The sequence below is a fragment of the Rhodobacteraceae bacterium LMO-JJ12 genome (genome assembly GCA_021555075.1).
GTDB lineage: Bacteria > Pseudomonadota > Alphaproteobacteria > Rhodobacterales > Rhodobacteraceae > JAKGBX01.
In genome coordinates this window covers 1,641,164-1,664,501 of record JAKGBX010000001.1, presented here as the reverse complement: position 1 = coordinate 1,664,501, position 23,338 = coordinate 1,641,164, and the positions used below count along the sequence as shown (strand labels likewise).

The following is a 23,338-nucleotide window of genomic DNA, read 5'->3' as shown; positions in this document are numbered from 1 at the left end:
CCAAATCATTGATACGGCGAGACCAAGAACCCCGCACCAAACGGGATTTATCGAACAACCATACTCAACAGATCGGATGTCCCATGAAAACCGCACCTTACAGCGTTGCGCGTGGCTGCCCACGGCACGCGGCACCCCTCAAGCTGGACTCAGCGCCCTTTCCAGACCGGATCGCGCTTTTCGGCAAAGGCACGCGCCCCTTCAGCATTGTCTTCAGACCCATAAAGCACATCCACCGTTCTGAGCTGGCGTTTGGTGATACGGTTCATGGAATCCTGGAATTTGCTATCTTCGGCATCGCGAACGATTTCCTTGATCGCTGCATAGACCAGCGGCGGACCTGATGCCAAAACGCGCGCCATTTCCCATGCCTGCGCCATAAGATGATCTGCCGGATGGATATGATTTACAAAGCCCCAGCGATGGGCCTCTTCTGCATCTAACCATCTGCCTGTAAACAACATTTCCATAGCGATATGATAGGGAATACGCTTCGGCAACTTGATTGATGCGGCATCCGCAACCGTCCCGGACGTGATTTCTGGCAAGGCAAAACCCGCATGATCCGCCGCCAAGATAATGTCCGCCGATAGCGCCAATTCAAGCCCTCCCCCACAACAAATGCCGTTCACCGCTGCGATGACAGGTTTATTCATGTCGCGCAGTTCTTGCAGACCGCCGAAACCGCCAACGCCATAATCGCCATCGACTTCGTCACCATCGGCCGCCGCTTTCAAATCCCATCCCGGACAAAAGAACTTCGCCCCGGCACCCGTGATGATCGCAACGCGCAAGTCAGGGTCATCGCGAAACGCCGCAAAGGCGGCGCCCATAAGACGGCTGGTGATCAGGTCAATGGCGTTGGCTTTTGGACGATCCAAAGTGATTTCCAAAACCCCTCCTTCGCGACGCGTTTTGACAGGGCTGGTCATGATGCTCCTTTCACCAGAAGCGCGTCGGCAACAATTGCGCGCGCCTTTGTGCAAATAAGTGGATTGATCTCGATCTCGACAATCTTATCGGCGTGGGTCGTGACGTAGTCTTGCAACTGCATCACTGCGTCGATGATGGCGCTAATACAAGCGGCGTCGCCGCCGCGAAAGCCTACCAAAAGGCGGTTGATTTTCAACCGCTTCAAGGCATCGCGAATACTGGCTTCGCTCGCGGGCAGCAGCAAGGATTGTCGATCTTGCAATAATTCGGTCAACGTCCCGCCCGTCCCCAAGGTTAGAACAAAACCATGCGCAGGGTCTGCGATAACCCCCACCAGAAGCTCTGCAACCGTGCCAGTGATCATTTCTTCGACAAGGAAACTGGTTGCCTCCATCGTTTCCGCCGCCTCAATGACCTCTGCCGCATCCTCAAGATTCAGCGACACTGCGCCGGCCTCGGTCTTATGTGCGACCCCCTCGCCTTTGAGAACGACAGGAAAGCCGATTTCGGTGGCGCGCTGCGCAAGGTTGGCCATGGAAACAACCGCGAAACTTTTCGGAATATCCATGCCGCATGCAGCGAGAGCGAGCTTGGCATCGCCTTCGCTAAGGGTAACCCTGGTTGCAAAGCTTTTTGCACGCAGCAGCGGTTGATGGTCTTCAACGCCTGTGACGCTGGCTGCACTGATGGCTTCGCACGCCGATGTAAAGTCGCACAGCGGAACAATCCCGCAAGCCAGCAACCGTTTTGCAATCGCTTCAGGCAGGTTTTCGACCATGGACGCAATTAGCCCAAACGGACTGCCCGTTTGCTTGGCCGCGTCTTCAATCGCCTCAATCACAACGATCCAGTCTTCGGCGTCGCAGGTATCCAAACGCGGAAAATCAAGAACGACGAGCGTCAGATCAATATCAGGGGAAGTCATGGCGGCGAAAACAGCAGTCATCGCCGTCCTATTTCGCCAGATTTGTGTGTGATAATCTAGCGGGTTCGCCATAGTCACCAAAGAACTGAGATGTAAGCTCAATTCCGCGATCTGGTCCTGCTTCAAGTCCGGAAACGTCAACCCAAATTGGGCGGCAATATCAGCCATCACGCTTGCTTCGCCTCCTGAACAGCTCAGCGATGCGATCCTGCGGCTGGGCAAACGCCCATGGCAGTGAAAAATCTTGAGCGCTTCAAGCAAAGCAACCGGCGATGCCACGCTGGCAATATTCAGGCGGGCCAGCAAAGCATCCGATCCCGCACTGCTTCCCGCCAAAGACGCAGTATGCGATATCGTCGCCAATTGCGATTCTTTCGACCGGCCGACCTTAAGCGCCACAATCGGTTTGCCCAGATCCTTGGATAACTGCGCGAGCTTTTCAAACGCCCGAGTATCCCCAAAGCTTTCGATGTAAAGCCCAAGAGCTGTCACCCGATCATCGCGGATGACGGTCTGCGCAATTTGCGCAAGCCCCTGTTGCGCCTGATTGCCTGCTGTGACGACATAGGCAATCGGAAGGCCGCGTTGCTGCATCGTCAGATTGATCGCAATGTTCGACGACTGCGTGAGGATAGCGACCCCGCTTTCAACAGGCACGAGACCATGTTGGTCCGGCCACAGCGCCACATGATCAACCGCATTCAGAACACCATAGCAATTTGGCCCAAGAATGGGCATGTCCCCCGCCGCTGCCAGCAATTGATCGTTCAAGACCTCACCATCACCGGTTTCTTTGAAGCCGCTGGCAAAGCATACAGCACCACCCGCCCCCATCGCCTGCAGTTCGCCCACGAGGTCAATCGTCGCGTTGCGGTTCACCCCGATAAAGGTCGCATCAGGCGCGCCTGGCAGATGCGCGAGGCTTTTGAACGCAGGCAATCCCAGGACCATTTCCTTATTGGGATGCACGGGCCAAATTTCACCGCCAAACCCAATCTTTTGATTTTGCCCAACAACGGCTTCGCACCAAGCACCGCCGCCAACGACGGCAATCGACTTCGGGCGAAGAAGACGTTCGAGATCGCTCATCGTGCAGCCCTATGCGCCAAGCGGACGTAACAACTCGCGGCTGATGATATGACGCTGAATTTCAGATGTCCCATCCCAAATACGTTCGACCCGCGCATCACGCCAGAAACGCTCAATCGGGAAATCATCCATCAGGCCCATGCCGCCAAAGATCTGTAGCGAAGTATCCGTGACGCGCGCTAACATTTCAGACGCGTAAAGCTTCGCACTGGCGATTTCGCGATTAGCCGGTAAACCCTGATCCAACCGCCACGCAGCGGCAAGTGTTAGATAATCAGCCGCGTCAATTTCCGTAATCATATCGGCAATTTGAAAGCTGACCCCCTGATTCTTGCCTATCTGCTGGCCGAACTGCTTGCGTTCAGCCGCATAGTTCAACGCCATGTCAAAACAACGCCGCGCACGTCCAACAGACATTGTGGCAACCGTAATCCGTGTGGCGTAAAGCCATTCATTCATGACGGCAAAACCTCCATCGACTTCGCCCAGCACTTGCGCATCTGGCAGACGGCAATTGTCGAATTCGAGGATCATGTTCTTGTAGCCACGGTGGGAAACAGACTTATAGCCATCTCGGATAGTAAAGCCGGGCGTGCCCCGATCGACCAGGAATGTCGTGATCCGTTTTTTCGGGCCTCGCGGCGTGTCGTCTTCGCCGGTTGCGACAAAAACGATAATGAAATCAGCGTGATCAGCGCCCGAGATAAAGTGCTTTGTCCCGTTCACAACCCAGTCTCCGCCGTCACGTTTGGCCGAACATTTCATGCCGCGCACGTCCGAACCAGCATCAGGTTCGGTCATCGCAAGCGCATCCATTTTTTCGCCGCGAACCGCCGGAGCAAGATAGCGTTCGATCTGATCGCCCACGCAAGCCATCAGGATGTTTTGCGGCCGCCCGAAAAAATGGTTCAACGCCATAGAACCACGCCCCAATTCGCGTTCCACAAGCGCAAATTCAAGATGCGACAGACCAGCTCCACCAACCTCTTCCGGGAAATTACAGGCATAAAACCCAAGATCGAGCGTCTTTTGCTTGATCGCAGCGGCAATTTCTTTGGGGACTTCACCTGTCCGTTCAACCGCTGCCTCATGCGGGTAAATTTCGTTTTCCACAAACGAACGCACGGTTGAAACGATCATTTCTTGTTCTTCGGTCAGACCAAAATGCATTAGAAAGCCTCCTGCTGAGGGAACACGGCTGTGCCGCCAGAATTATAGACAGTTTTTCGGTGGTGTCAGACCTCAATGAGCTATGCCCAAAAGTTGGTGACGGCGTGATCAGTCACGATAATGCCTCGTCGGGGAACGATCGCAACCAGATAGAGGAATCCGCGTCGCATCGGCACACGCGCGTCGGGGCCAATCAGTCCCTGATCACCGGAGGAATGGCAAGAACATCGCGATCAGCCCTGCGCAACACGGCTTCGGCGACACTCCCGAGAATGAGCTTGGCAAGGTTCCCTCTTCCGTGGGTTCCAATAACTACCAGGTCCGCCGATGCTTCCCGTGCCGCCGCGAGAATATCCTCCACCCTAGATTTCCGCACCTGGCGAACATCGGGGCGAAGCGATTGCCAATCGAGCGATTTCATGAAAGCTGCAAGGTTGCGGGATGCCTCTCTTCGTTCGTCGTCGATATAGGCCTGTCGCTCGTCGACTGGTACCGTGTGACTCATCGCCAGATGGACTGCCGGGGCGTCAAAGACATGCAGCATGGTGGCCCTGGCGTCGCGGGCGATCCCAAGGCCGATACAGGTTTTAGCCGCACGCGTGGAACCCTCCGAAAAATCCGTGGTCAACATGACGTGGCCATAGGGCCCGACGGGTGGCGCATTGACCATGAGAACGGGACAGGCCACGGAACGGATCGTGCGTTCCGCGGTGGTGCCGACGAACACGTCGCGCAGCGCCTGGCGGCGATGCGGGCCGATGACAAGGAGGTCGGGCGCCACCTCTTCAGCTGCTCGCGCGATGCCAGCAAAGGGATCAGCCAGCACGACGCGGGTCTCGCAGGGGATCCCATCGATATCCTGCACCGTGTCCCGCAACTCTCGCAGGAGAGTGGAGGCCACGTCACGCTCGCTTTCGACGATGCGGCGCGGCTGGTCGTCGTCGACGACATGGACGATCAAAAGCGCGGCCTCAAATTGCCGGGCAAGCAACGTCGCACGCCTGAGCGCACGGTCCGACCTCTCCGAAAAGTCCGTAGCAAGCATGATCTTCTTCATGTCGGCCTCCCAATTGCAGGGTCGATTCTGAAGGTTCACTCAATCATGTCATGTTGAAATTGCATTTGACGCAAATCAACCCAAATGAACCAAACATCCATATACTGGACTATATTGCACCAAACAGGCATTAGCGATATTTGCGATGAAACGTGAACAATATCAAACGGTAAAGGAAGTCGCAGACCTCCTCAAGGTGAGCGAAGCCACGGTACGCGGCTGGATCAAGAATGGCGAGTTGCACGCATTCGAGATTGGCAAGGGGTGGCGGATCGCCGACAGCGATCTGGAGACTTTCCTGTCCAACCATTCCACACGCGCCAAGACGCCCGGTGCGCAAGAGAACGAAATCGTCCAGATCCAAGATTCCGAACACGAAAGCAACTCATGACTGATGCCCTGCTCCACACCCCTTTTGCCGAGGTTGCCATCCTGCTCGTGATGGCAGCGGCCATCGGCCTGCTCGGCATCCTGCTGCGCCAGCCGCTGATCGTGAGTTTCATTGCCGTCGGCCTGATCGCCGGGCCATCCGCTCTTGATGTCGTGCGTTCCGACGCCCAGATTGATCTGCTGTCCGAGCTCGGCATCGCCGTGCTGCTGTTCCTCGTCGGCATCAAGCTTGACGTGAAGCTCATCCGCTCGCTCGGGGCCGTCTCTCTGCTGACGGGATTGGGACAGGTCGCCTTCACCTCGATCTTTGGCTACCTGATCGGGCTTGCGCTGGGGCTGGGGCATGTCACCAGCCTTTATGTCGCCGTGGCGCTGACCTTTTCATCAACCATCATCATCGTGAAACTTCTGTCGGACAAGCGCGAAATCGACAGCCTGCACGGCCAGATCGCGCTTGGCTTCCTGATCGTTCAGGATCTTGTCGTCGTTCTGGCGATGATCGTGTTGTCCGCCATCGGGATCGGCGCGGCCGGGGATGACGGACATGGCGGCGGTTCGGTGCCCATGGTGTTGGGCGCGGGCGTCGCCATGGTGGCGGTGGTCGTCCTGTTCGTGCGCTATGTTGCCAATCCGTTGACCGAACGGCTGGCGCGTGCCCCCGAACTCCTGGTGATCTTTGCCATCGCCATGGCTGCAATGTTCGCCGCGGCTGGCGATCTCGCCGGCCTCGGCAAGGAGGTAGGCGGGCTGTTGGCCGGTGTCGCACTTGCTTCGAGCCCCTACCGCGAGACGATCGCGGCCCGGCTGGCGCCGCTGCGGGATTTCCTGCTGCTCTTCTTCTTCATCGCGCTCGGCTCGGCACTCGATCTGTCGCTACTGGGGACACATGTAAGCGGCGCCATCATTTTCTCCCTATTCGTCTTGATCGGCAACCCGCTGATCGTTCTCGCGATCATGGGAGCCATGGGCTATCGCATGCGCACGGGTTTCCTCGCCGGCCTCACGGTAGCCCAGATCAGCGAGTTTTCCCTGATCTTCGTGGCGATGGGCGTTTCGCTCGGGCACGTGCAAGAGGACGCGCTCGGCCTTGTCACAATGGTCGGGCTGGTGACCATTGCGGCTTCGACCTACATGATCACCTATTCGCACCGGCTGTATTCCATTTTCGAACCGCTTCTCGGTTTTTTCGAGCGCAACGGTACCCCACGCGAGCCGTCCGAGGCCGCAGCGCATTGTGACGAGGGATACAAGGTGATCATCTTCGGGCTCGGGCGCTTTGGCACGGCGATCGGGATGCGACTGCAGAAAAGGGGCATCAAGGTACTGGGGGTCGATTTCAACCCGCTGGCGGTTCGGCGTTGGCGCGCGCTTGGCCTTGAAACCGAGTTCGGCGACGCCACCGACCCCGAATTCGTGGCCGAGCTACCGCTTGCGCGGGCCGAATGGGTCGTCTCGACCGTTCCGACCTTGCCGACCGACCTTAGCCACGAGGATACGCGCACGACGCTGATACAACTCACGCGAACGTCGGGCTTCCGCGGTCGTGTCGCAGTCACCTCCCATCATCCAAAAGACACCGAGGAACTCATCGCCTCAGGCGCAGACATGGTGCTGGAGCCCTTCCAGGATGCAGCCGACCGCGCCGTCGACCTTCTCTGCGGCGCGCAGGAGGAAGAACGAACCGAGATTCCGCCCATCGACACAGAAGACAAACAGGCAAGCTAGGAACCACAGGCAATGATCATCGAAGTCGCCCTCGTACTGTCCCTGATTTGCATCAACGGACTTCTGGCGATGTCAGAACTGGCCATCGTATCGGCGCGTCCGGCTCGATTGCGCGCGCAGGCGGAACGCGGCAGCGTCGGCGCACGCAAGGCCCTGATCCTTGCCGACGATCCGGGGCGTTTCCTGTCCACGGTGCAAATCGGCATCACGCTGGTGGGCGTTCTGGCGGGGGCGTTTTCCGGTGCCACCATCGGCGCGCGGCTGGCCGTTGCCCTACCCGAATTCGGGGTGCCCGAGAGGCTGGCGCACGAGGTCGGCGTCGGGCTTGTCGTGATCGTCATCACCTATCTGTCGCTGATCGTAGGGGAACTGGTGCCCAAGCAGATCGCGCTGGCCGCACCTGAACGTGTGGCCGCGCGCGTGGCCCCGATGATGCTGGCGCTGTCAAGGATCGCCGCGCCGGTGGTCTGGATACTGGACCGCTCAGGCAAGATCGTGCTGCGCCTGCTCGGTCAGTCGGGACAGAAGGACACTTCGGTCAGCGATGAAGATATCCGGATGATACTCTCCGAAGCGGCCGGGGCTGGCGTCATTCACCGGGCCGAAAGGGAATTGATCGGCGGCGTGATGCGCTTCTCGGATCGGCGCGCCCGTGGCCTGATGACACCGCGCCATGATGTCGAGATCGCAAAGGCAGGCGAAACCCGCACAGAGGTTATGGCGCGGTTCGACATGTCGGGTCACTCCCGTCTTCCGCTGCGCCAGGGTGGCCCGGATGATATTGTCGGCGTCATTCACAGCCGCGACCTTCTGGCGACAACGGGTGACGACTTCGATGCAATGGCGCTGACACGTCCCGCGCCGGTAATCCAGGATAACCTGCCGGCGCTCGACGTGATCGAGCGTTTGCGCAATTCCCCGTGTCACATGCTTCTGGTCTACGACGAATACGGACATTTCGAGGGAATCATCACGCCGATGGATATCCTGGGCGCTATCGCGGGCGGGTTTGACGAAACCGAGTCGGATGATCCGAAATTCGTCATGCGCAAGGACGGATCCCTGCTGGTTGCAGGCAGGATGCCAATCGACGAATTCACCGAGCGCCTCGATCTCGTTCTCGACGGCGCGCCATCTTATGACACGGTGGCGGGGCTGGTTCTTGAACGTATCGGAGAGGTTCCCGAAATCGGACAAAGCCTCCTGATCGACGGCTGGCGCATCGAGATCGTGGATATCGACGGTTTGCGAATCGACAAGCTGTTGGTCGCGCGCACCGGCAAAAAAGGCTGAGGTTGAGCAAATGACGAAAAACACCGACCCGCACGCCATGACGCAAGACGCCGCGCTTGAGGCATTTCAGACGCAGCCAGGAGGGCTTGGCTCTGACGAAGCCAGCCGCCGCCTGGCCACGATCGGGCCGAACCTCCTGCCCGAACCGCCGAAGCCCAGCCCGCTGCTGCGGTTTCTGTCGCATTTCCACAACGTTCTCATCTACGTGCTGATCGCTTCTGCGGCGGTTACTGCGGCGCTGCAGCACTGGGTCGACACCGGCGTGATCCTTGCCGTGGTCATCGTCAATGCAGTGATCGGTTACATTCAGGAAGGTCGGGCAGAACAGGCCATGGATGCGATCCGAAGCATGCTGGCACCGCACTCGGCCGTGCTGCGCGACCGGCAACGGATCACTGTGGAGGCCTGCAATCTCGTCCCCGGCGACATCGTGCTGGTCGAAGCCGGCGACCGGGTGCCCGCCGATCTGCGGCTGATCGATGCACGTGGCCTGAAAGTCGAGGAAGCGATCCTGACGGGCGAATCCGTGGCCGTCGAAAAGGGCACGGCCCCCGTGGCGGAAAACGCAGATCTCGGCGACCGTACTTCGATGCTCTTTTCCGGCACGCTGATCGCCGCAGGCACAGGGCGCGGCGTTGTCACCGCCACCGGGCCGGACACCCAGATCGGCACGATCAGCGGTATGCTCGCCCGGGTAGAGACCATGACAACTCCACTCGTCGAGCAGATGGACCGCTTCGCCCGCTGGCTGACCGTCTTCATCCTGATCGTCGCCGGCGGGTTGCTGGCCTATGGCTCTTTCGTTGACCACCTGCCCTTCTCGGATCTGTTCATGTCCGTCGTGGGCCTGTCGGTCGCCGCTATCCCCGAAGGGTTGCCGGCCGTGTTGACGATCACGCTCGCCGTGGGCGTGCGCGCCATGGCGCGGCGAAACGCCATCGTGCGCCGCCTGCCCGCGATCGAGACGCTCGGGTCGGTCTCGGTGATCTGCTCGGACAAGACCGGCACGCTCACCCGAAACGAAATGTTGGCCGCCTCAATTGCCACTGCCGGGCAGGTCTATTCGGTGCAAGGCACGGGTTACGCGCCCGAAGGCGCGGTGCGTTGGCGCGACGCCGACATTCACCCCGACGAACACGCGATACTGACGGAATTCGCACGCGCTGCGGCGCTGTGCAACGACGCGGTTCTGCACAGTGCAAACGACGACTGGCGCGTCGAAGGCGACCCGATGGAAGGCGCCCTGATGGCACTTGCGGGTAAGATTACCCGCACCGGTCCCGCGCCTTTCGGTGAATGGACCCGCACAGACGTGATCCCGTTCGACGCGGCGCATCGCTATATGGCCACCTTGCATCATGACGACGCGGACCACACCAGCATTCTTGTCAAGGGCGCGCCCGAAACCGTGCTCGCCCTATGTGCCGACCAGCGCGGCGCCGATGGGAATGCCGAGCCACTCGACACCGAGCACTGGTTCGAGATGGTCGAGACCCTCGCCGCCGATGGCCAGCGGGTGATCGCTCTCGCCGCCCGGGCCGTGCCGCAGGACCACACAACCCTGACCGCCAGCGACCTGAAGGGAAAACTTACGCTGATCGGGCTGGTCGGGCTGATCGACCCGCCGCGCGCCGAGGCCATTGAGGCGGTGGCCGACTGCCATGCGGCGGGAATCCGGGTGAAGATGATCACCGGCGATCATGGCGCCACCGCGCGCGCAATCGCAGGGCAGATCGGGCTGAAGAACCACGACAGCGTTCTGACTGGCGCCGATCTCGAAGCAATGGACGATACCACGCTCGCCGGGGCGGTAATGGAAACCGACATATTCGCGCGCACTTCGCCCGCTCACAAGCTGCGCCTGGTGACAGCGCTTCAGTCGCACGGACTGACGGTTGCGATGACCGGCGACGGGGTGAACGACGCACCGGCGCTGAAACGCGCCGACGCGGGGATCGCGATGGGCCTGAAGGGCAGTGAAGCTGCGAAGGAGGCCGCCGAATTCGTGCTCGCCGATGACAACTTCGCCTCCATCGCCGCCGCGGTCCGCGAAGGCCGCACAGTCTACGACAACATCAAGAAGGTGATCAGCTGGACGCTGCCAACGAATGCGGGCGAGGCTATGACGATCGTCGTCGCGCTTTTCGCAGGCATGGCGCTGCCAATCACCGCGGTGCAGATCCTCTGGGTCAACCTCATTACCGCCGTCACGCTGGGGCTCGCTCTTGCCTTCGAACCGTCCGAGCCGGGAACCATGCGCCGCCCGCCCCGCCCCCGCAGCCAGCCCTTGCTGACGGGCGAACTTGTCTGGCACATCGTTCTCGTGTCGTCCCTGTTCCTGTCGGCGGTGTTCGGCATGTATTTTTATGCGATCGACCGTGGCTATCCGGCGGCACTGGCCCAGACAATCGCGATGAACACGCTGGTGGTGCTTGAAATCTTCCACCTGTTTTTCATTCGCAACATCTACAGCACATCGCTGACCTGGGCGGCGGCACGCGGCACACCCATTATCTGGACCTGCGTGATCGCCGTCACCGCCGCACAGTTCGCTATCACCTACCTGCCCCCCCTCCAGGCAGTTTTCGGAACACAGGCCGTGCCGCTATTGGACGGCATAATCATCGTCAGCATCGGCGCCATTTTCTTCGCACTGATCGAGACGGAAAAGCAGATGCGCCTCGCCCTGCGGCAATCACGATCGGAACCTGGCCATCAGGTTTGACGATTGCACCGGTATGTATGGTTCCCCAAATAACCCGCACGCCCGGGCCTGACGCCGCATGGCCGCATAGTCGGCGATCATCTCGACAACGGCTGATCTGTCCGGCAACAAAGCCGGTTTCTCAGACTCTCCCGTCAGGACTCTGGTATTCCACGGTCGAGGGACATGCCGCCAACCGCGCAGACAACAGGTTCAGAGAATAGCGGCCCTGAGCGATATTGATCCATGTACGCCAGTTCACAACATCTACCTCAGGGTCTCACGCATTTCTCGCAGCCGGTGCCGCCCTTGACGCCCTTGATGGTCATGTGTTGGGTGCAATCATGGTATGGCGTCAGGCCCACGGCGGCGCGGCAAGGATGAGATGGGTGAGCGTCGCGTCGAGGGCATAAAAGCCCCAATGCAACCCGTAAGCCCAGCGAAACCCTGTGCGCAGGCGCAGGTAAAGATAAGGGAGCAGCGCCCCGAACAAGATCGCAGAAAGGGTAAAGCGGGTGACATAGGTCGGTGTGAAGCCGTCGAGCACCAAGAGCAGGTGGAAACCGCCGAACGCCAGGGCCATACCGACCGCGATGCAGCGCAATCCATAGCCCGCCCGCGCCGCCGTCAGGATCATAGCCGCCGCCAGCACCTGTTGGAACAGGATATCGGCCGATTTCGGCAGGTAGTACCAGGCAGAGGCGAACATGAATTCGGGCGGCTCGGAGGGCGCGCGCAATTCCGAGACCTTCGGCAACAGTGGCAGGGCGTAGATCACGAACAGGGCAAAGCCCACGAGGATCAGCATCATCACCAGCCCCTCACGCGCAAGCCTGCCAGGGTCGAGCGACTCGGTGATCAGGGACCGGAACAACCACAGGGCCAACGCCGCCCAGCCAAGATAATAGGTGGTGAACAGTACCGGCGCCTCGTCATATCCGCTCTCCAGCCCGAGCGCCGCGACCAGCGCATAATACCCCTGACTGGATACCACCCAGAGCAGGGCCACGATCCCGACCGCCCGCGCCACCTGCCAAGGAGATCCCGCATCTGCCGTCGCGACTGCCGATGTTTCAGTTTGGGCAGGCAAGATCATTGTTTGGCCTATTCCCCACTTGGTTTCGGGGCCTTTCTCAAATCGCTGGGTCAACAGGTCACGGACGCGGCGGTCGGGCACTCGGCTCGCAGACCGTCTGTCCTTTTACGAGGGTGCAGCCGGTTTCCGCCGCGAGGCAGCCAAGAATCTGGTTCGAGCCTGCGGATCCGGCATGGTAGTGATAAAGTAGGCCTTCGGCCTCATGCCCGTGGCAGGCATCCAGCCCTTCGGGGGCCTGCCCGTCAGCCAGAAAGTTGGCAAAGATCGCATAGCCATCCATCGCGATTCCGATCTGACCACCATGCTTTTTAACCGCCTCGGTCGCGCCTGACGTCGTCGGCGCACCGGACAGGCAATCGGTGACCGCGTGGTAGTGATAGCCTACATGCGGGTTCACATGGCCGCGGCAAGCGTCAAAGGGCGCAATGAAAGCGGGAAGCGAACGTAGAGCATCACCGCCATGCCGAGTATCTCAGTGCTCGACCAGAAGTACCGAAAGAGCCATCGTTTCGTCATGACCAAAGGTTACGAAAGACCCCTGCCCGACTCAAGCTGGTTCCTTTTGACAGTGCCGAGCGGCTTATCCCATTGAGTTGGGAATTATGAGCGCAATTGCGGGAAATGCCAGCAGCAGGATCAGGACGACGATATCCAGGATCAGGAACCGCGCTACCCCTTTGAATGTCGTGGTCGCATCGCTTTCCTTGCCTCCAACCGAGGCAATGACAAACACGTTCAACCCCATCGGTGGCGTGACCAACCCGATCTCCAGAAGCTTTATCACGATCACCCCGAACCAGATCAGGTCCATTCCCAAGCCTTCGATCAGCGGGATCACAAAGGGCAACGTCAGCAGCATAGTTCCAAGCGGGTCGAGAAACATTCCCAATATCAGATACATAATGGCAATCACAGCCAGCAATTGCCAGGTCTGCAAGTCGGCTGCAGAAACCAGATCAACAAACGCATGGGTGACACCCGTTAGTGAAATGAATGAGACAAAAATCTTGGCGCCTGCCGCGATAAAGAAAAGGGCGGCGGATTGGCTTGCGGTCTGAATAAAGGACGTCTTTATGTCCGCCCAACTCAGCCGACGCGCTAGAATGCCAAAACCCAACACGAACACCAATGATATTGCCGCAGCTTCAGTAGCCGTCAGATAGCCACCATAGATGCCGCCAATGATGATAAACATCAACATCATCGCGGGCCACGCCAACCAAGCTGCTTGGAGTTTTTCGCGAGCAGTAGTGCCGCCCTCTGCACGCGGGGCAACCTCGGGGCGGAACCAGACCCAAATCATCACGGTCAACACGAAGCCGAGCAAGCTCAACAAACCCGGTAAAATGCCTGCGAGAAACAGCTTGCTGACAGATGTTTCTGTAAACAAACCATAGATGATGAACAAAACGCTTGGCGGAATCAAAGCGCCAAGCGTGCCGCCCATGGCAACGGTCGACGCAGCCAGCCGCGGATCATAATTCCAGCGGCGCATTTCGGGAATGCAGATGCGCCCCATAGAAGAGGCGCAGGCCATACTGGAGCCTGTAATAGCGGAAAAACCGGTACATCCGAACAATGACGCAATGGCAAGACCGCCCGGCACACGCGAAATCCAGACGCGCATCGCCGCATAGATATCCGTCGAAATACGCGAATGATACGCCAGATGACCTGCCGCAATAAACATCGGCACCATGCTGAGCGAATACGAGTGCATGAATTCAAATGCGTTCGACTGAACCAGCGACAGTGTCGGATTCAACCCGCGATCAAAATCAAAGCCGCGCCCAGAACGGAACGCATAATAGAAAAAGGTACAGATCGTCGCGACACTGGCCAACACGAACCCGATGGGTACGCGTAGTACAAGAAGAACCAGAACGGCAATCAGCCCAAATGTGCCAATGAGTGTAGGATCCATCAGGCTGTCTCCCTATCCAAAGAGCGGGATGTAGCATCGGACAGCAAGAGGATCACAAGCCTCAGAAGAAACATCGCATAGCCCAACAGGAAGGCGAGTTTGCCTGGCCATTCCGGCCAGTTCAAAACGCCAAAATAGAAATTACCGCTTTGCCAGGCATCGCCAAAAGCGCGCAGCCCTGCATAGGTGATCGGCAAGGTCGCTATCAGGCCGACCGCTCCTGTCAGTATCGCCAATACCCGCGCATGCCGTTTGCTGAACCGCTGCGTGAGCAGTTCCACGACAATAAATCCACGTTCCGCGGCGACCCGCGCCAAAGGTAGCACCAGCGCCACGATCATCATGTCACCGACAATCACCGTCTCATCGCTCACGGAAATATTCAAAATATTGCGCGCGATGACACCATAACAAATGAAGCAAGCCATCGAGAAAATGGCCAGCGCCGCAAGCGCGGTCATCGCGCTCTCGACATGCCCCAAAACGGTCAGCACTGGTTTGGTATTGGAGCGGTCCTCAGGGGCCGCTCCATTGCTGTTGTTCAGCGGTTCCATGGATATCCCTTGGTGTCACGCTCTGTTTCGTATTTGGCGATCAAGCTCAGATATTCAGCCCAAATGGCTTCACCGTCCATGCCCATGGCTGAAACATTCTTGACCCATTCGTCGCGATATTTCATCGACGCTTCAAGAAGTTGCTCGCGGCCCTGGAAATCGACGACCTCAACCTTGCGACCGATCTCACCGGATTTGAGACCTGCGGTAATCACATCCATCTGTTCAATTTGTGCACGCGCAAAATCATCGACCATCTTGTCGCCGGATTTCGCCAGAACATCGCGCTGATCCGCGGCAAGCCCATCATAGACGTCTTTGTTGATCACGATACCAAAGGCGGTGATCTGTCCCCAATTCGCCAATGCGACGTGGTTCAACACCTCGTAAAGCTTATATCCCTCGATCGTGTAAAGATATCCGGCTTCGCAATCAATCAACCCGGAATCGAGAGCCTGATAGACTTCGGTGTAGCTCATATTGACGGTATTGGCGCCCAAGTCATTTAGCACCTTGCCAAACGTTCCGCTCGCGCGGATTTTCTTGCCCGGAATATCCTCGATCGTATTGATCTCATTGTCACCGCCGCAATTGAGATTAACACCCGAGGAGGTATAGTTTGACACGTAAACCACATTCTCCTTGGCAAGTGACTCAACCATCTGCTCATTGGTGGTCATCAGCTCATACATTGCGCGCATACCAACCCAAGGGTCAGACGAGGTTAGCGGCAAATCGCCAATTCCAAACGCCATCAGACGCTTGGGTTCATAGGCGGTCAGAACCGTGCCCAAGTCAGCAGCACCATCACGAACACCACCCAAAGTGGCGGTCAGCTTCATCAGCGCGCCAGCCCAATGAATATCAATCGCCATGTCACCGTTCGAAAATTCCGCCACATTTTGAGCGAAGCTTTCAAGCGCCGCCGCGCGCGTGCCCCGGTTCGGGCCACCTTCGGAATAGATCAGCACGGTTTCGGCCAGACCAACCGAAGCTGTCCCTACCGCCAGTGCGGCCGCCACAGCCGTCGTTTTCAGTTTGTTGAACATCAAATTTCCTCCCATTTAGATGTTGCCCGGCATCTCTGCCGGGGTTGGCGTTACAGTTCACATCCCGCGAAATTGCGGTTTGCGTTTTTGCGAAAATGCAGTAATGCCCTCTTCGAAATCCTCACTGGCAAAAGCTTTTGCTTGAACGCTGGCTTCAAATGCCAACGCGTCTGCAAGGCTCGCGGATTGGGCAAATTCCAACTCTTCTTTAATAAGACCCAACGCCCGTGTCGGACCCGATGCCAGCTTTTGGGCAAGCTTTTCGGCTTCTCCCTGCAACGCGTCTTCTTCGCATTGCTTGAGCGCGAGACCCAGGCTAACGGCCTGATCCGCGTCAATTGTCTGTGCCAACATCGCAAGTGCAGCCGCCCGCGCCGCGCCGATCTTGCGCGGAAGGATATGGCTCGCGCCGCCGTCCATCACCGCCCCGATGCGCGAAAATGTCATTGCCAACTTGGTTGAAGGTGACACCAGCAACAGATCGGCACAGATCGCAAGGCTAAAGCCAACGCCTGCGGCTGGTCCCTGAACCGCGGCGATTACAGGCACCGGAACGCTTCGCATATACTGCACCAGCGGGTTGATCCCGGCTTCCATTTCCTTCTGAATCGTAGGGCGACGGGCAAGGATCACTTCAGGGTCAATATCAGTCCCCGAACAAAATCCGCGCCCCGCAGCAGTGATCAGAATGGCACGCGCCGCACCTTCGCGTGGTGCTTCAACTTGTTGGCGAAACACTTCAACCAAGCCGTCGCGCATTCGCGCCGACAGCGCGTTTAACTGATCCGGCCGGTTCAGACGGATGTGCAACACATCCCCCTCGCGCGTCACGAGCAACTGATCATCTTGGGTTTGCTTTGGCATCTCAGGCCCCTTCGCGTCCAACGATCGTGATCGAACAGACGTTTTGATGAGGAAACCCGCCCAGATTATGCGTCATGCCAATTGACGGATCTTCTTGGCGCTGGCGTTCTCCCGCGCGACCCTGCATTTGCAGATACATCTCATAAATCATCCGCAGCCCCGATGCGCCGATCGGATGACCAAAGCACTTCAGGCCGCCATCAATCTGGCAGGGGACTTTACCGTCGGCATCATAGAAGCCATCCATGATATCCTTGAGTGCACCACCCTCTGGTGAGATGAACAAATCCTCCATCGTGACCAGTTCGGTCACCGAGAAACAGTCATGCACCTCGAACAGGCTGACCTGATCACGTGGCTTTTCAATATCGGCTTCCTTGTAAGCTCGCGCGGCCGCCGCGCGTGTGGTCTGAAAATAGCTTCCATCCCATGAGTTGTGCTGCGCCTCTGATCCGCTCGAAACCGCCAGTTGCAACGCCTTGACTGTGATCAGATCCTTCTTGCCCAATGCGCGGGCGATCTCCGGCGTGGTGACAATCGCCGCCGCCGATCCATCTGAAACACCGCAACAGTCAAAAAGCCCCAAAGGTTCGGCTACGATCGGCGCGTTAAGCACCTGATCCATGGTGATCTTCTTGCGCAGGTGCGCCTTGGGGTTTCGCGCTCCGTTGTCATGGCTCTTGACCGAAATATGCGCCATCGCGCGCTTCATATCATCGGGGTTGATATCGTGCTTTGCCTGATAGGCCGAGGCCAATTGCGCAAACGACCCCGGCGCCGAGGCGTTTGGCCAAAAGAGATCATTGGCCGTGCCGCGTGTCCTCTGCGGCAGACCTCCATACCCCGTATCCTTGAGCTTTTCGACACCCTGCGCCAATGCAATATCGCAGGCCCCAGACGCCACAGCATAAACAGCACCGCGAAACGCCTCGGTCCCGCTTGCGCAATAGTTCTCCACACGGGTCACGGGGATATTCTGAAGCCGCAATGCCATCGCCAGCGGAACCGACGACTTTCCAACATGCTGTTCTTCGATACCGGTTCCAAACCAAGCAGCATCAATCTGGCTCTTGTCGATGCCAGCGTCCGCCAACGCTTCGACAAACGCTTCAACCATCAAGTCATCGGCGCTGTCTTCCCAGCGTTCACCAAACCGAGAACACCCCATGCCCAGAATGGCTACCTTGTCACGAATTCCTGTTGGCATCTCTCAAATCTCCTCGGTTTTGGTCGGCATGGCCTTCCAGAAATATCGGCGAAAGCCGCGTTTTGAATCATAGTCCTTGACGCGGAACATCATGCGCATAGCCATACCCACTTCGGGCTGACGATCGGGGTCTATGTCGGTGAAATCACACATCAAACGCCCGCCGCTTTCAAACTGAACCATCCCATAATAAGCGGGCGGATCGGGCGAATAGGTCAGCCGGTCGGCAGTAAAGCTGTTGAGCTTGCCAATCTTGTCGGAAAACGCTTCATCCCGTTGCGTATCAACAGCTCCACATTCAGGATTCACGCAGATCCGGCTCTTGGGGAACTGGTTGGTGCCACAAGCGGTGCAATGACCGCCCATCATCCTTTGGGTCATTTCCCGGTTGCGCCAATGGGTGCTGAGCGCGGTCGCCTTGTCGAGTTCGGCGCGAATACCCTGCTCTACCGTAACAAGACCGTTCAGCGTCAGAAAGCGAGCGTAGTTTTCATCCTTCCGCCCCTTGTCTATTTGCTCAGCGATCCCGTGCACGGGGCGTTTCGTGCGAATGGCATCTGTCGCCTCAAAAAGAAGAACATCACACCCCTGACCAAAGCTGGCCACGAGAATCCGATCACCCGGCTCTGCTGTTTCCAGCGCCAGCGCCAGCATCAATAGCGGATGCGCCGCACCGGTTTCTCCAACAACCGATTGCAAGGTGTCAGCCACCGACTCGTTGGGCAGGCCGGCCGCTTGGGCAACCTTCGCCGCTACACCGCGCGCCGCCGCCGGATAGCAAAACTTGGTGATACTGTTCGCCGCGACACCGGTATTTTCGAGAAGCGCAGCAATCGCGCGCGGCGCGATCTTCATGTGGCCTTCATCGCGAACCCAGCGTTCCTCCCAAGCGTAGTCAAACTCACCATCAGCGCCACGATAGTGATCAACAAAATCCACCGCTTCAGTGCGCGCACCAATCAACCGCGCGACAACATCACCCTGCCCGACGAGCAATGCCGCAGCGCCATCGCCATAGGTCATTTCCTGCGTGCTGCCCGCTTTGGTCGCACGTCGTTCCGAGGCAACCACAAGGGATGCACCTTCACCGTTTCCACCTAGCGCCGCCATCAATGCTGTCGTGCCCGCACGCTGTGATGAAGCCACGTCCAGCGTCATAGCCGAAGGTTCCAACCTCAGCGCATCGCCGACAATGCCAGCGTTCTGACGGTCCTGAAATGGCAGACTGGTCGAGGCAAGCCACAAGGCGGAGATTGAATCTCGATCCTGCCCCTCAAGAACCGAGCGTGACGCTTCAACTGCCATCGTCACAGCATCTTCATCCCAATTCGCGATCGTGCGCTCACCCTTGCCCAAGCCCTTAAGACCCGGATTGAACCAGGCATGAGTTGAAGCCACAGCTTCACGTTGCATCCGCCTGACCGGCAAGTATGCCCCGTAAGCCAGCAATCCTAGTTCCATATTCGACGATCCTTCTTCGTATTCTTTGCATTCGAAAACCCATCCTCTGCGCCAGTAAGCGCAAAGGCCGGGGGTGTATGTTTCAAGATTTTTTCGCCGCCTCGCGCGCATCTAGAACCGCAGCACGCATCGCTTTCTTGTCGAGTTTTCCGACATTGGTTTGCGGCAATGGCCCCTGCCAAACCGTCAGCCCACGGGGGCATTTGTAGCCCGCGATCAGTGTTCGGCAGTGCGCGATCAATTCAGTTGATGACGCCTCATGCCCCGGCTTGAAGGTGACGAGAGCATGCACCGAAGATCCCCAATGGTCATCCGGCACTCCGATCACCGCCGCAGCTGCAACTGCCGGATGCAGCGTCAACGCGTTCTCGATCTCAATAGGATAGATGTTTTCGCCACCGCTCACGATCATCTCAGCCGTGCGACCCGCGATGTATAGAAACCCATCGGCATCCATCCAACCGGCATCACCGGTATGATACCACCCCCCCCGCAATGCATGCGCAGTGGTTTCAGGCTGATTCCAATAGCCATTCATGACATGCGGTCCACGCGTCAGAATTTGACCTGTCGTGCCAACCGGCACGTCGTTGTCTTCTTCGTCCACAATGCGCAGATCCGCATGGTATGTCGGCTGTCCAACAGATTCGAGCTTGTCTGAATCCGGGTTGTGTTGCTCGGGTGTAAGAATGGTGACGACCGGCGAGGCTTCGGTCATCCCATAGGCCTGAACAAACCCCGCATTCGGAAGTGTCCTCAGCGCACGACGCAACAGTTCCGGCGGCATCGCTGCCGCGCCATAGGTGATCAGGCGAACGCTCGACAAATCGAACTCCGAAAATCTCGGGTGATCCAGCAACATCCCCACCATTGTCGGCACGAGTTGGATCGAGGCAACTTTGTGAGTCTCAATCGCTTCCATCGCTGCAACCGGCTCGAATTTCGGCACAATCACCGTATGGGACGAGAGCAAAGCCGCTGTGAACACCCGCGTCCCGGAGCCGAGGTGAAACATCGGCCCAGACAGAAGCTGTGTTTCATGAGGGCGGAACCCATAAGTTGGCACCGCTGTCGATGTGTTTACGTAAAAGTTGGAATGGCTCAGCATTACACCTTTGCCACGGCCTGTTGTGCCTCCGGTGTAAAAAATTATTGCCGTGTCGTTGTCAGAAGTACCAAGCTTTTCGAGCCCCTCACCATCATCCGGCTCCTCACCGGTTACCAGGTCTTCGTAACTTTCCACGCCATCCGGTGCAGGAAGATCGTCCGCCCAGATCAGGTGCTCAATCTCAGGCACCAACTTCTGCAAAGCCTGCGCCTGCTCGAAATATAGCGAGTCAGCGATGAGAACCTTAGGAGTGCAATCTTGCAGCAACTCAACAAGTTCAGCCTGCGCCAATCGAAAATTCAATGGCACAGAGATTGCGCCAATCCGTGATGGCACATAGTACATTTCGAAAAAGCGGCTTGAATTGACACCGTAATAGGCAACCCTATCGCCCACCTCAACGCCGAGGTCCGCCAGCGCCCTTGCCATCCGCCAGGCACGCGTTTCAACATCCCGCCACGTCAACCGTTGTGAACCACATGTCAGCGCGGGGGCACTACCGTATTGTCGCGCCGAACGCGTGATCATATCTCCCAGCCGGATCATCAGTTACGCCCCACAATGCTACGCCCGATAATCTCGCGCATGATTTCACACGTCCCGCCCGCAATACGTGCCATACGTGCATCGACCCATGCCCGGGCGATCGGGTATTCTGACATGTAGCCGTAGCCCCCAAAGAGCTGCAGACATTCATCGAGACATTTACCCAGCGCTTCAGACGTTGCCATCTTGACCATGGCCGCGTCCGTTGCATCCAGCTTGCCTTCAAGGTGCAATGCAATGCAGCGATCGGTAAACACCCGCAGCGTAACCGCCTCTGTCTTTACATCCGCCAGCTTGAAGCGGGTATTTTGAAATCCCGAAATCGTGCGCCCAAAAGCCTTGCGGTCGGTGACATAGTCTACCGTCCACTCCAGCGCAGCCTCAAGATTGGCCGTCGCACGCACCGCCTGCATCAGCCGCTCCTGCGGGAGCTGCTCCATCATCTGATAAAATCCGCGCCCCTCGCTCTCACCAATCAAGTTGCCCGCGGGAACCCTTACATTATCAAAGAAAAGCTCGGACGTGTCCTGCGCCTTCCATCCCAATTTTTCGAGATTCTTACCGCGCGCAAAACCATCACGATCCGTCTCAACCAGGATCAGGCTGATGCCCTTGGCACCCGCAACCTTGTCGGTCTTGCAAGCCACCAACACCAGATCGGCCATTTGCCCGTTTGAGATAAAAACCTTCTGACCACTGATCACATAGTCATCACCATCGCGCACCGCCGTGGTCTTGATATTTTGCAGATCAGACCCGCCAGATGGTTCCGTCATTGCAATCGCACCGATCACCTCACCTGCGACCATACGCGGAACCCAGCGCGCCTTCAGTTCTTCCGTGCCATACCGGATCAGATAGGGCAGCACGATATCAGAATGAAGCGAAAACCCCGGACCAAAGGCACTTGCCCGGGCAAACTCCTCCATCACGATCACACTGAACAGGAAGTCGCCACCCGGCCCACCATACTCTTCAGGAACATTACACCCCAACAATCCCTGCGCGCCGGCTTGCTGCCAGACCTCACGGCTGACAAGCCCCTCTTCTTCCCATTGAGCGTGATACGGCGTCACGTTCTGGGCAATGAACTTCCGGACCGAATCACGGAACGCCTCATGGGTTTCAGAGAAAAGCGTGCGCTCGATCATTGATGTCCTCCCATTTGATTCGTCGTGTCTACGTTGGCTCGACGCATCATCATAAATTTAATAAGCTAGCTTATAATGCACTAGTTTACTTTTGTCTAGATCTATATTAGAACGCATTCAACAGGCGCCATTTCGCGCCCCTAAAACGAAGGATAAAACATGTCAAACTTGGATACTGAAAAGCTACTGGAAGGTCGCGTCGCTATTGTAACAGGCGGGGGGCGCGGGCTTGGACGCGATATTGCATTGCAACTGGCGGCGGCGGGCGCGAGCATCGTCGTAAACGATCTGGGCGGAGCCGCGAGCGGTGAAGGACAGAGCAACGGGCCAGCAGCCGAAGTCGTAGCTGAAATCGAGCAAGCGGGCGGCAAAGCCGTTGCAAACAGCGACAGTGTCGCCAGCCACAGTGCTGCGCGAGACATGGTTGCCCAGGCGATAGATAGTTTCGGGCGGCTCGATATCGTCGTGAACAACGCAGGCATCCTGCGCGATGCGATTTTTCACAAGATGACTGAAGAAGACTGGGATTCCGTGATCTCTGTTCACCTTAAAGGCGCGTTCAACATCTCCAGCGCTGCGGCACAAGTGTTTCGCGAACAGAAATCCGGCCGGATGATCCACATGACTTCAACCTCGGGTCTGATCGGCAATCTTGGTCAGGCCAACTACGCTGCCGCCAAACTTGGCATTGCTGCGCTGTCACGCTCTATTGCCTTCGACATGGCACGCTACAACGTTACTTCAAATTGCATCGGTCCGTTTGCCTGGAGCCGCCTGATTGGCACAATCCCGGTAAATTCCGAAGCAGACAAAGTGCGCGTAGAACGTATGCAGCGTATGACCCCGGCCAAAATCGCACCCCTTGTCGTCGCGCTGGCCTCAGATGCAGCCCAGCATATCAGCGGCCAGATTTTCGTAGCGCGCTCCAACGAAGTTCTACTGTTCAATCAACCTCGTCCTGTCCGCTCGATGGCCCGCTCCGAAGGCTGGACACCGCAAACCCTGATCGAACACGCCTTCCCGGCATTCGAGAGTTCGCTCACGCCGATGGAGCGCTCACCCGATGTGTTCTGCTGGGATCCGGTCTAAGCC

Annotated in this window: 19 protein-coding genes and 1 pseudogene; 5 read left to right on the top strand and 15 right to left on the bottom strand. The window is 57.8% G+C overall.

Annotated features, from left to right (window positions below; all coding sequences use genetic code 11):
• Positions 1-149: 149 nt before the first annotated feature.
• The 4 genes from caiD to LZG00_07960 all read right to left on the bottom strand — a co-directional run bounded on the left by caiD (position 150) and on the right by LZG00_07960 (position 5,174).
• Positions 150-932 carry a crotonobetainyl-CoA hydratase gene (gene caiD, locus LZG00_07975; protein ID MCF3593935.1) on the bottom strand — a complete coding sequence of 261 codons (783 nt, stop codon included), beginning with the start codon at positions 930-932 and terminating at the stop codon, positions 150-152.
• On the bottom strand, positions 929-2,947 hold the full coding sequence (locus tag LZG00_07970) for an acetate--CoA ligase family protein (protein ID MCF3593934.1): 2,019 nt from the start codon (positions 2,945-2,947) through the stop codon (positions 929-931). The genes caiD and LZG00_07970 overlap by 4 nt, the downstream gene beginning before the upstream one ends.
• A gap of 9 nt (positions 2,948-2,956) precedes the next feature.
• Positions 2,957-4,117, bottom strand: a complete 1,161-nt coding sequence (locus tag LZG00_07965) for an acyl-CoA dehydrogenase family protein (GenBank protein MCF3593933.1) — start codon at positions 4,115-4,117, stop codon at positions 2,957-2,959.
• A 193-nt stretch (positions 4,118-4,310) separates the two neighbouring features.
• The gene (locus tag LZG00_07960; GenBank protein ID MCF3593932.1) at positions 4,311-5,174 is read right to left on the bottom strand and encodes a universal stress protein; all 864 of its coding nucleotides are present in this window, start codon (positions 5,172-5,174) and stop codon (positions 4,311-4,313) included.
• 145 nt (positions 5,175-5,319) lie between these two features.
• Here LZG00_07960 and LZG00_07955 point away from each other — a divergent pair, with 145 nt between their 5' ends.
• The 4 genes from LZG00_07955 to LZG00_07940 are packed head-to-tail and all read left to right on the top strand — an operon-like array spanning position 5,320 to position 11,307.
• A complete protein-coding gene (locus LZG00_07955; protein ID MCF3593931.1) occupies positions 5,320-5,565 on the top strand; it encodes a helix-turn-helix domain-containing protein in 246 nt (81 codons plus the stop codon).
• The gene (locus LZG00_07950) at positions 5,562-7,289 is read left to right on the top strand and encodes a cation:proton antiporter (GenBank protein MCF3593930.1); all 1,728 of its coding nucleotides are present in this window, start codon (positions 5,562-5,564) and stop codon (positions 7,287-7,289) included. Before LZG00_07955 ends, LZG00_07950 begins: the two co-directional genes overlap by 4 nt.
• Positions 7,290-7,301: 12 nt before the next feature.
• Positions 7,302-8,582: a hemolysin family protein gene (locus LZG00_07945; protein ID MCF3593929.1), complete on the top strand. Its 1,281-nt coding sequence runs from the start codon at positions 7,302-7,304 to the stop codon at positions 8,580-8,582.
• A 37-nt stretch (positions 8,583-8,619) separates the two neighbouring features.
• Complete coding sequence (locus tag LZG00_07940; protein ID MCF3593928.1) at positions 8,620-11,307, top strand: cation-transporting P-type ATPase; 2,688 nt, start codon at positions 8,620-8,622, stop codon at positions 11,305-11,307.
• 334 nt (positions 11,308-11,641) lie between these two features.
• On the opposite strand, the gene LZG00_07935 is transcribed toward LZG00_07940, so the two are convergent.
• The 11 genes and pseudogenes from LZG00_07935 to LZG00_07885 form a co-directional block, all read right to left on the bottom strand.
• Positions 11,642-12,382, bottom strand: a complete 741-nt coding sequence (locus tag LZG00_07935; protein MCF3593927.1) for a hypothetical protein — start codon at positions 12,380-12,382, stop codon at positions 11,642-11,644.
• A gap of 58 nt (positions 12,383-12,440) precedes the next feature.
• Complete coding sequence (locus LZG00_07930; GenBank protein MCF3593926.1) at positions 12,441-12,779, bottom strand: hypothetical protein; 339 nt, start codon at positions 12,777-12,779, stop codon at positions 12,441-12,443.
• Between the two features lie 23 nt (positions 12,780-12,802).
• Positions 12,803-12,898: pseudogene (locus LZG00_07925) on the bottom strand (IS6 family transposase).
• 64 nt (positions 12,899-12,962) lie between these two features.
• Positions 12,963-14,306, bottom strand: coding sequence for a TRAP transporter large permease (locus LZG00_07920; GenBank protein ID MCF3593925.1), 1,344 nt, complete (start codon positions 14,304-14,306; stop codon positions 12,963-12,965).
• The gene (locus tag LZG00_07915; GenBank protein ID MCF3593924.1) at positions 14,306-14,860 is read right to left on the bottom strand and encodes a TRAP transporter small permease subunit; all 555 of its coding nucleotides are present in this window, start codon (positions 14,858-14,860) and stop codon (positions 14,306-14,308) included. The genes LZG00_07920 and LZG00_07915 overlap by 1 nt, the downstream gene beginning before the upstream one ends.
• Positions 14,848-15,909 carry a C4-dicarboxylate TRAP transporter substrate-binding protein gene (locus tag LZG00_07910; protein MCF3593923.1) on the bottom strand — a complete coding sequence of 354 codons (1,062 nt, stop codon included), beginning with the start codon at positions 15,907-15,909 and terminating at the stop codon, positions 14,848-14,850. Before LZG00_07910 ends, LZG00_07915 begins: the two co-directional genes overlap by 13 nt.
• Positions 15,910-15,966: 57 nt before the next feature.
• Positions 15,967-16,773 carry an enoyl-CoA hydratase-related protein gene (locus tag LZG00_07905; protein ID MCF3593922.1) on the bottom strand — a complete coding sequence of 269 codons (807 nt, stop codon included), beginning with the start codon at positions 16,771-16,773 and terminating at the stop codon, positions 15,967-15,969.
• A gap of 1 nt (position 16,774) precedes the next feature.
• Complete coding sequence (locus tag LZG00_07900; protein MCF3593921.1) at positions 16,775-17,980, bottom strand: acetyl-CoA acetyltransferase; 1,206 nt, start codon at positions 17,978-17,980, stop codon at positions 16,775-16,777.
• A gap of 3 nt (positions 17,981-17,983) precedes the next feature.
• Complete coding sequence (locus LZG00_07895; GenBank protein MCF3593920.1) at positions 17,984-19,441, bottom strand: OB-fold domain-containing protein; 1,458 nt, start codon at positions 19,439-19,441, stop codon at positions 17,984-17,986.
• A gap of 82 nt (positions 19,442-19,523) precedes the next feature.
• Positions 19,524-21,095 (bottom strand): long-chain-fatty-acid--CoA ligase, encoded by a 1,572-nt coding sequence (locus LZG00_07890; GenBank protein ID MCF3593919.1) that lies wholly within the window; start codon positions 21,093-21,095, stop codon positions 19,524-19,526.
• Positions 21,095-22,246, bottom strand: coding sequence for an acyl-CoA dehydrogenase family protein (locus tag LZG00_07885; GenBank protein ID MCF3593918.1), 1,152 nt, complete (start codon positions 22,244-22,246; stop codon positions 21,095-21,097). The genes LZG00_07890 and LZG00_07885 overlap by 1 nt, the downstream gene beginning before the upstream one ends.
• Before the next feature lie 159 nt (positions 22,247-22,405).
• Here LZG00_07885 and LZG00_07880 point away from each other — a divergent pair, with 159 nt between their 5' ends.
• A complete protein-coding gene (locus tag LZG00_07880) occupies positions 22,406-23,335 on the top strand; it encodes an SDR family NAD(P)-dependent oxidoreductase (GenBank protein MCF3593917.1) in 930 nt (309 codons plus the stop codon).
• The last annotated feature ends 3 nt before the right edge of the window (positions 23,336-23,338 follow it).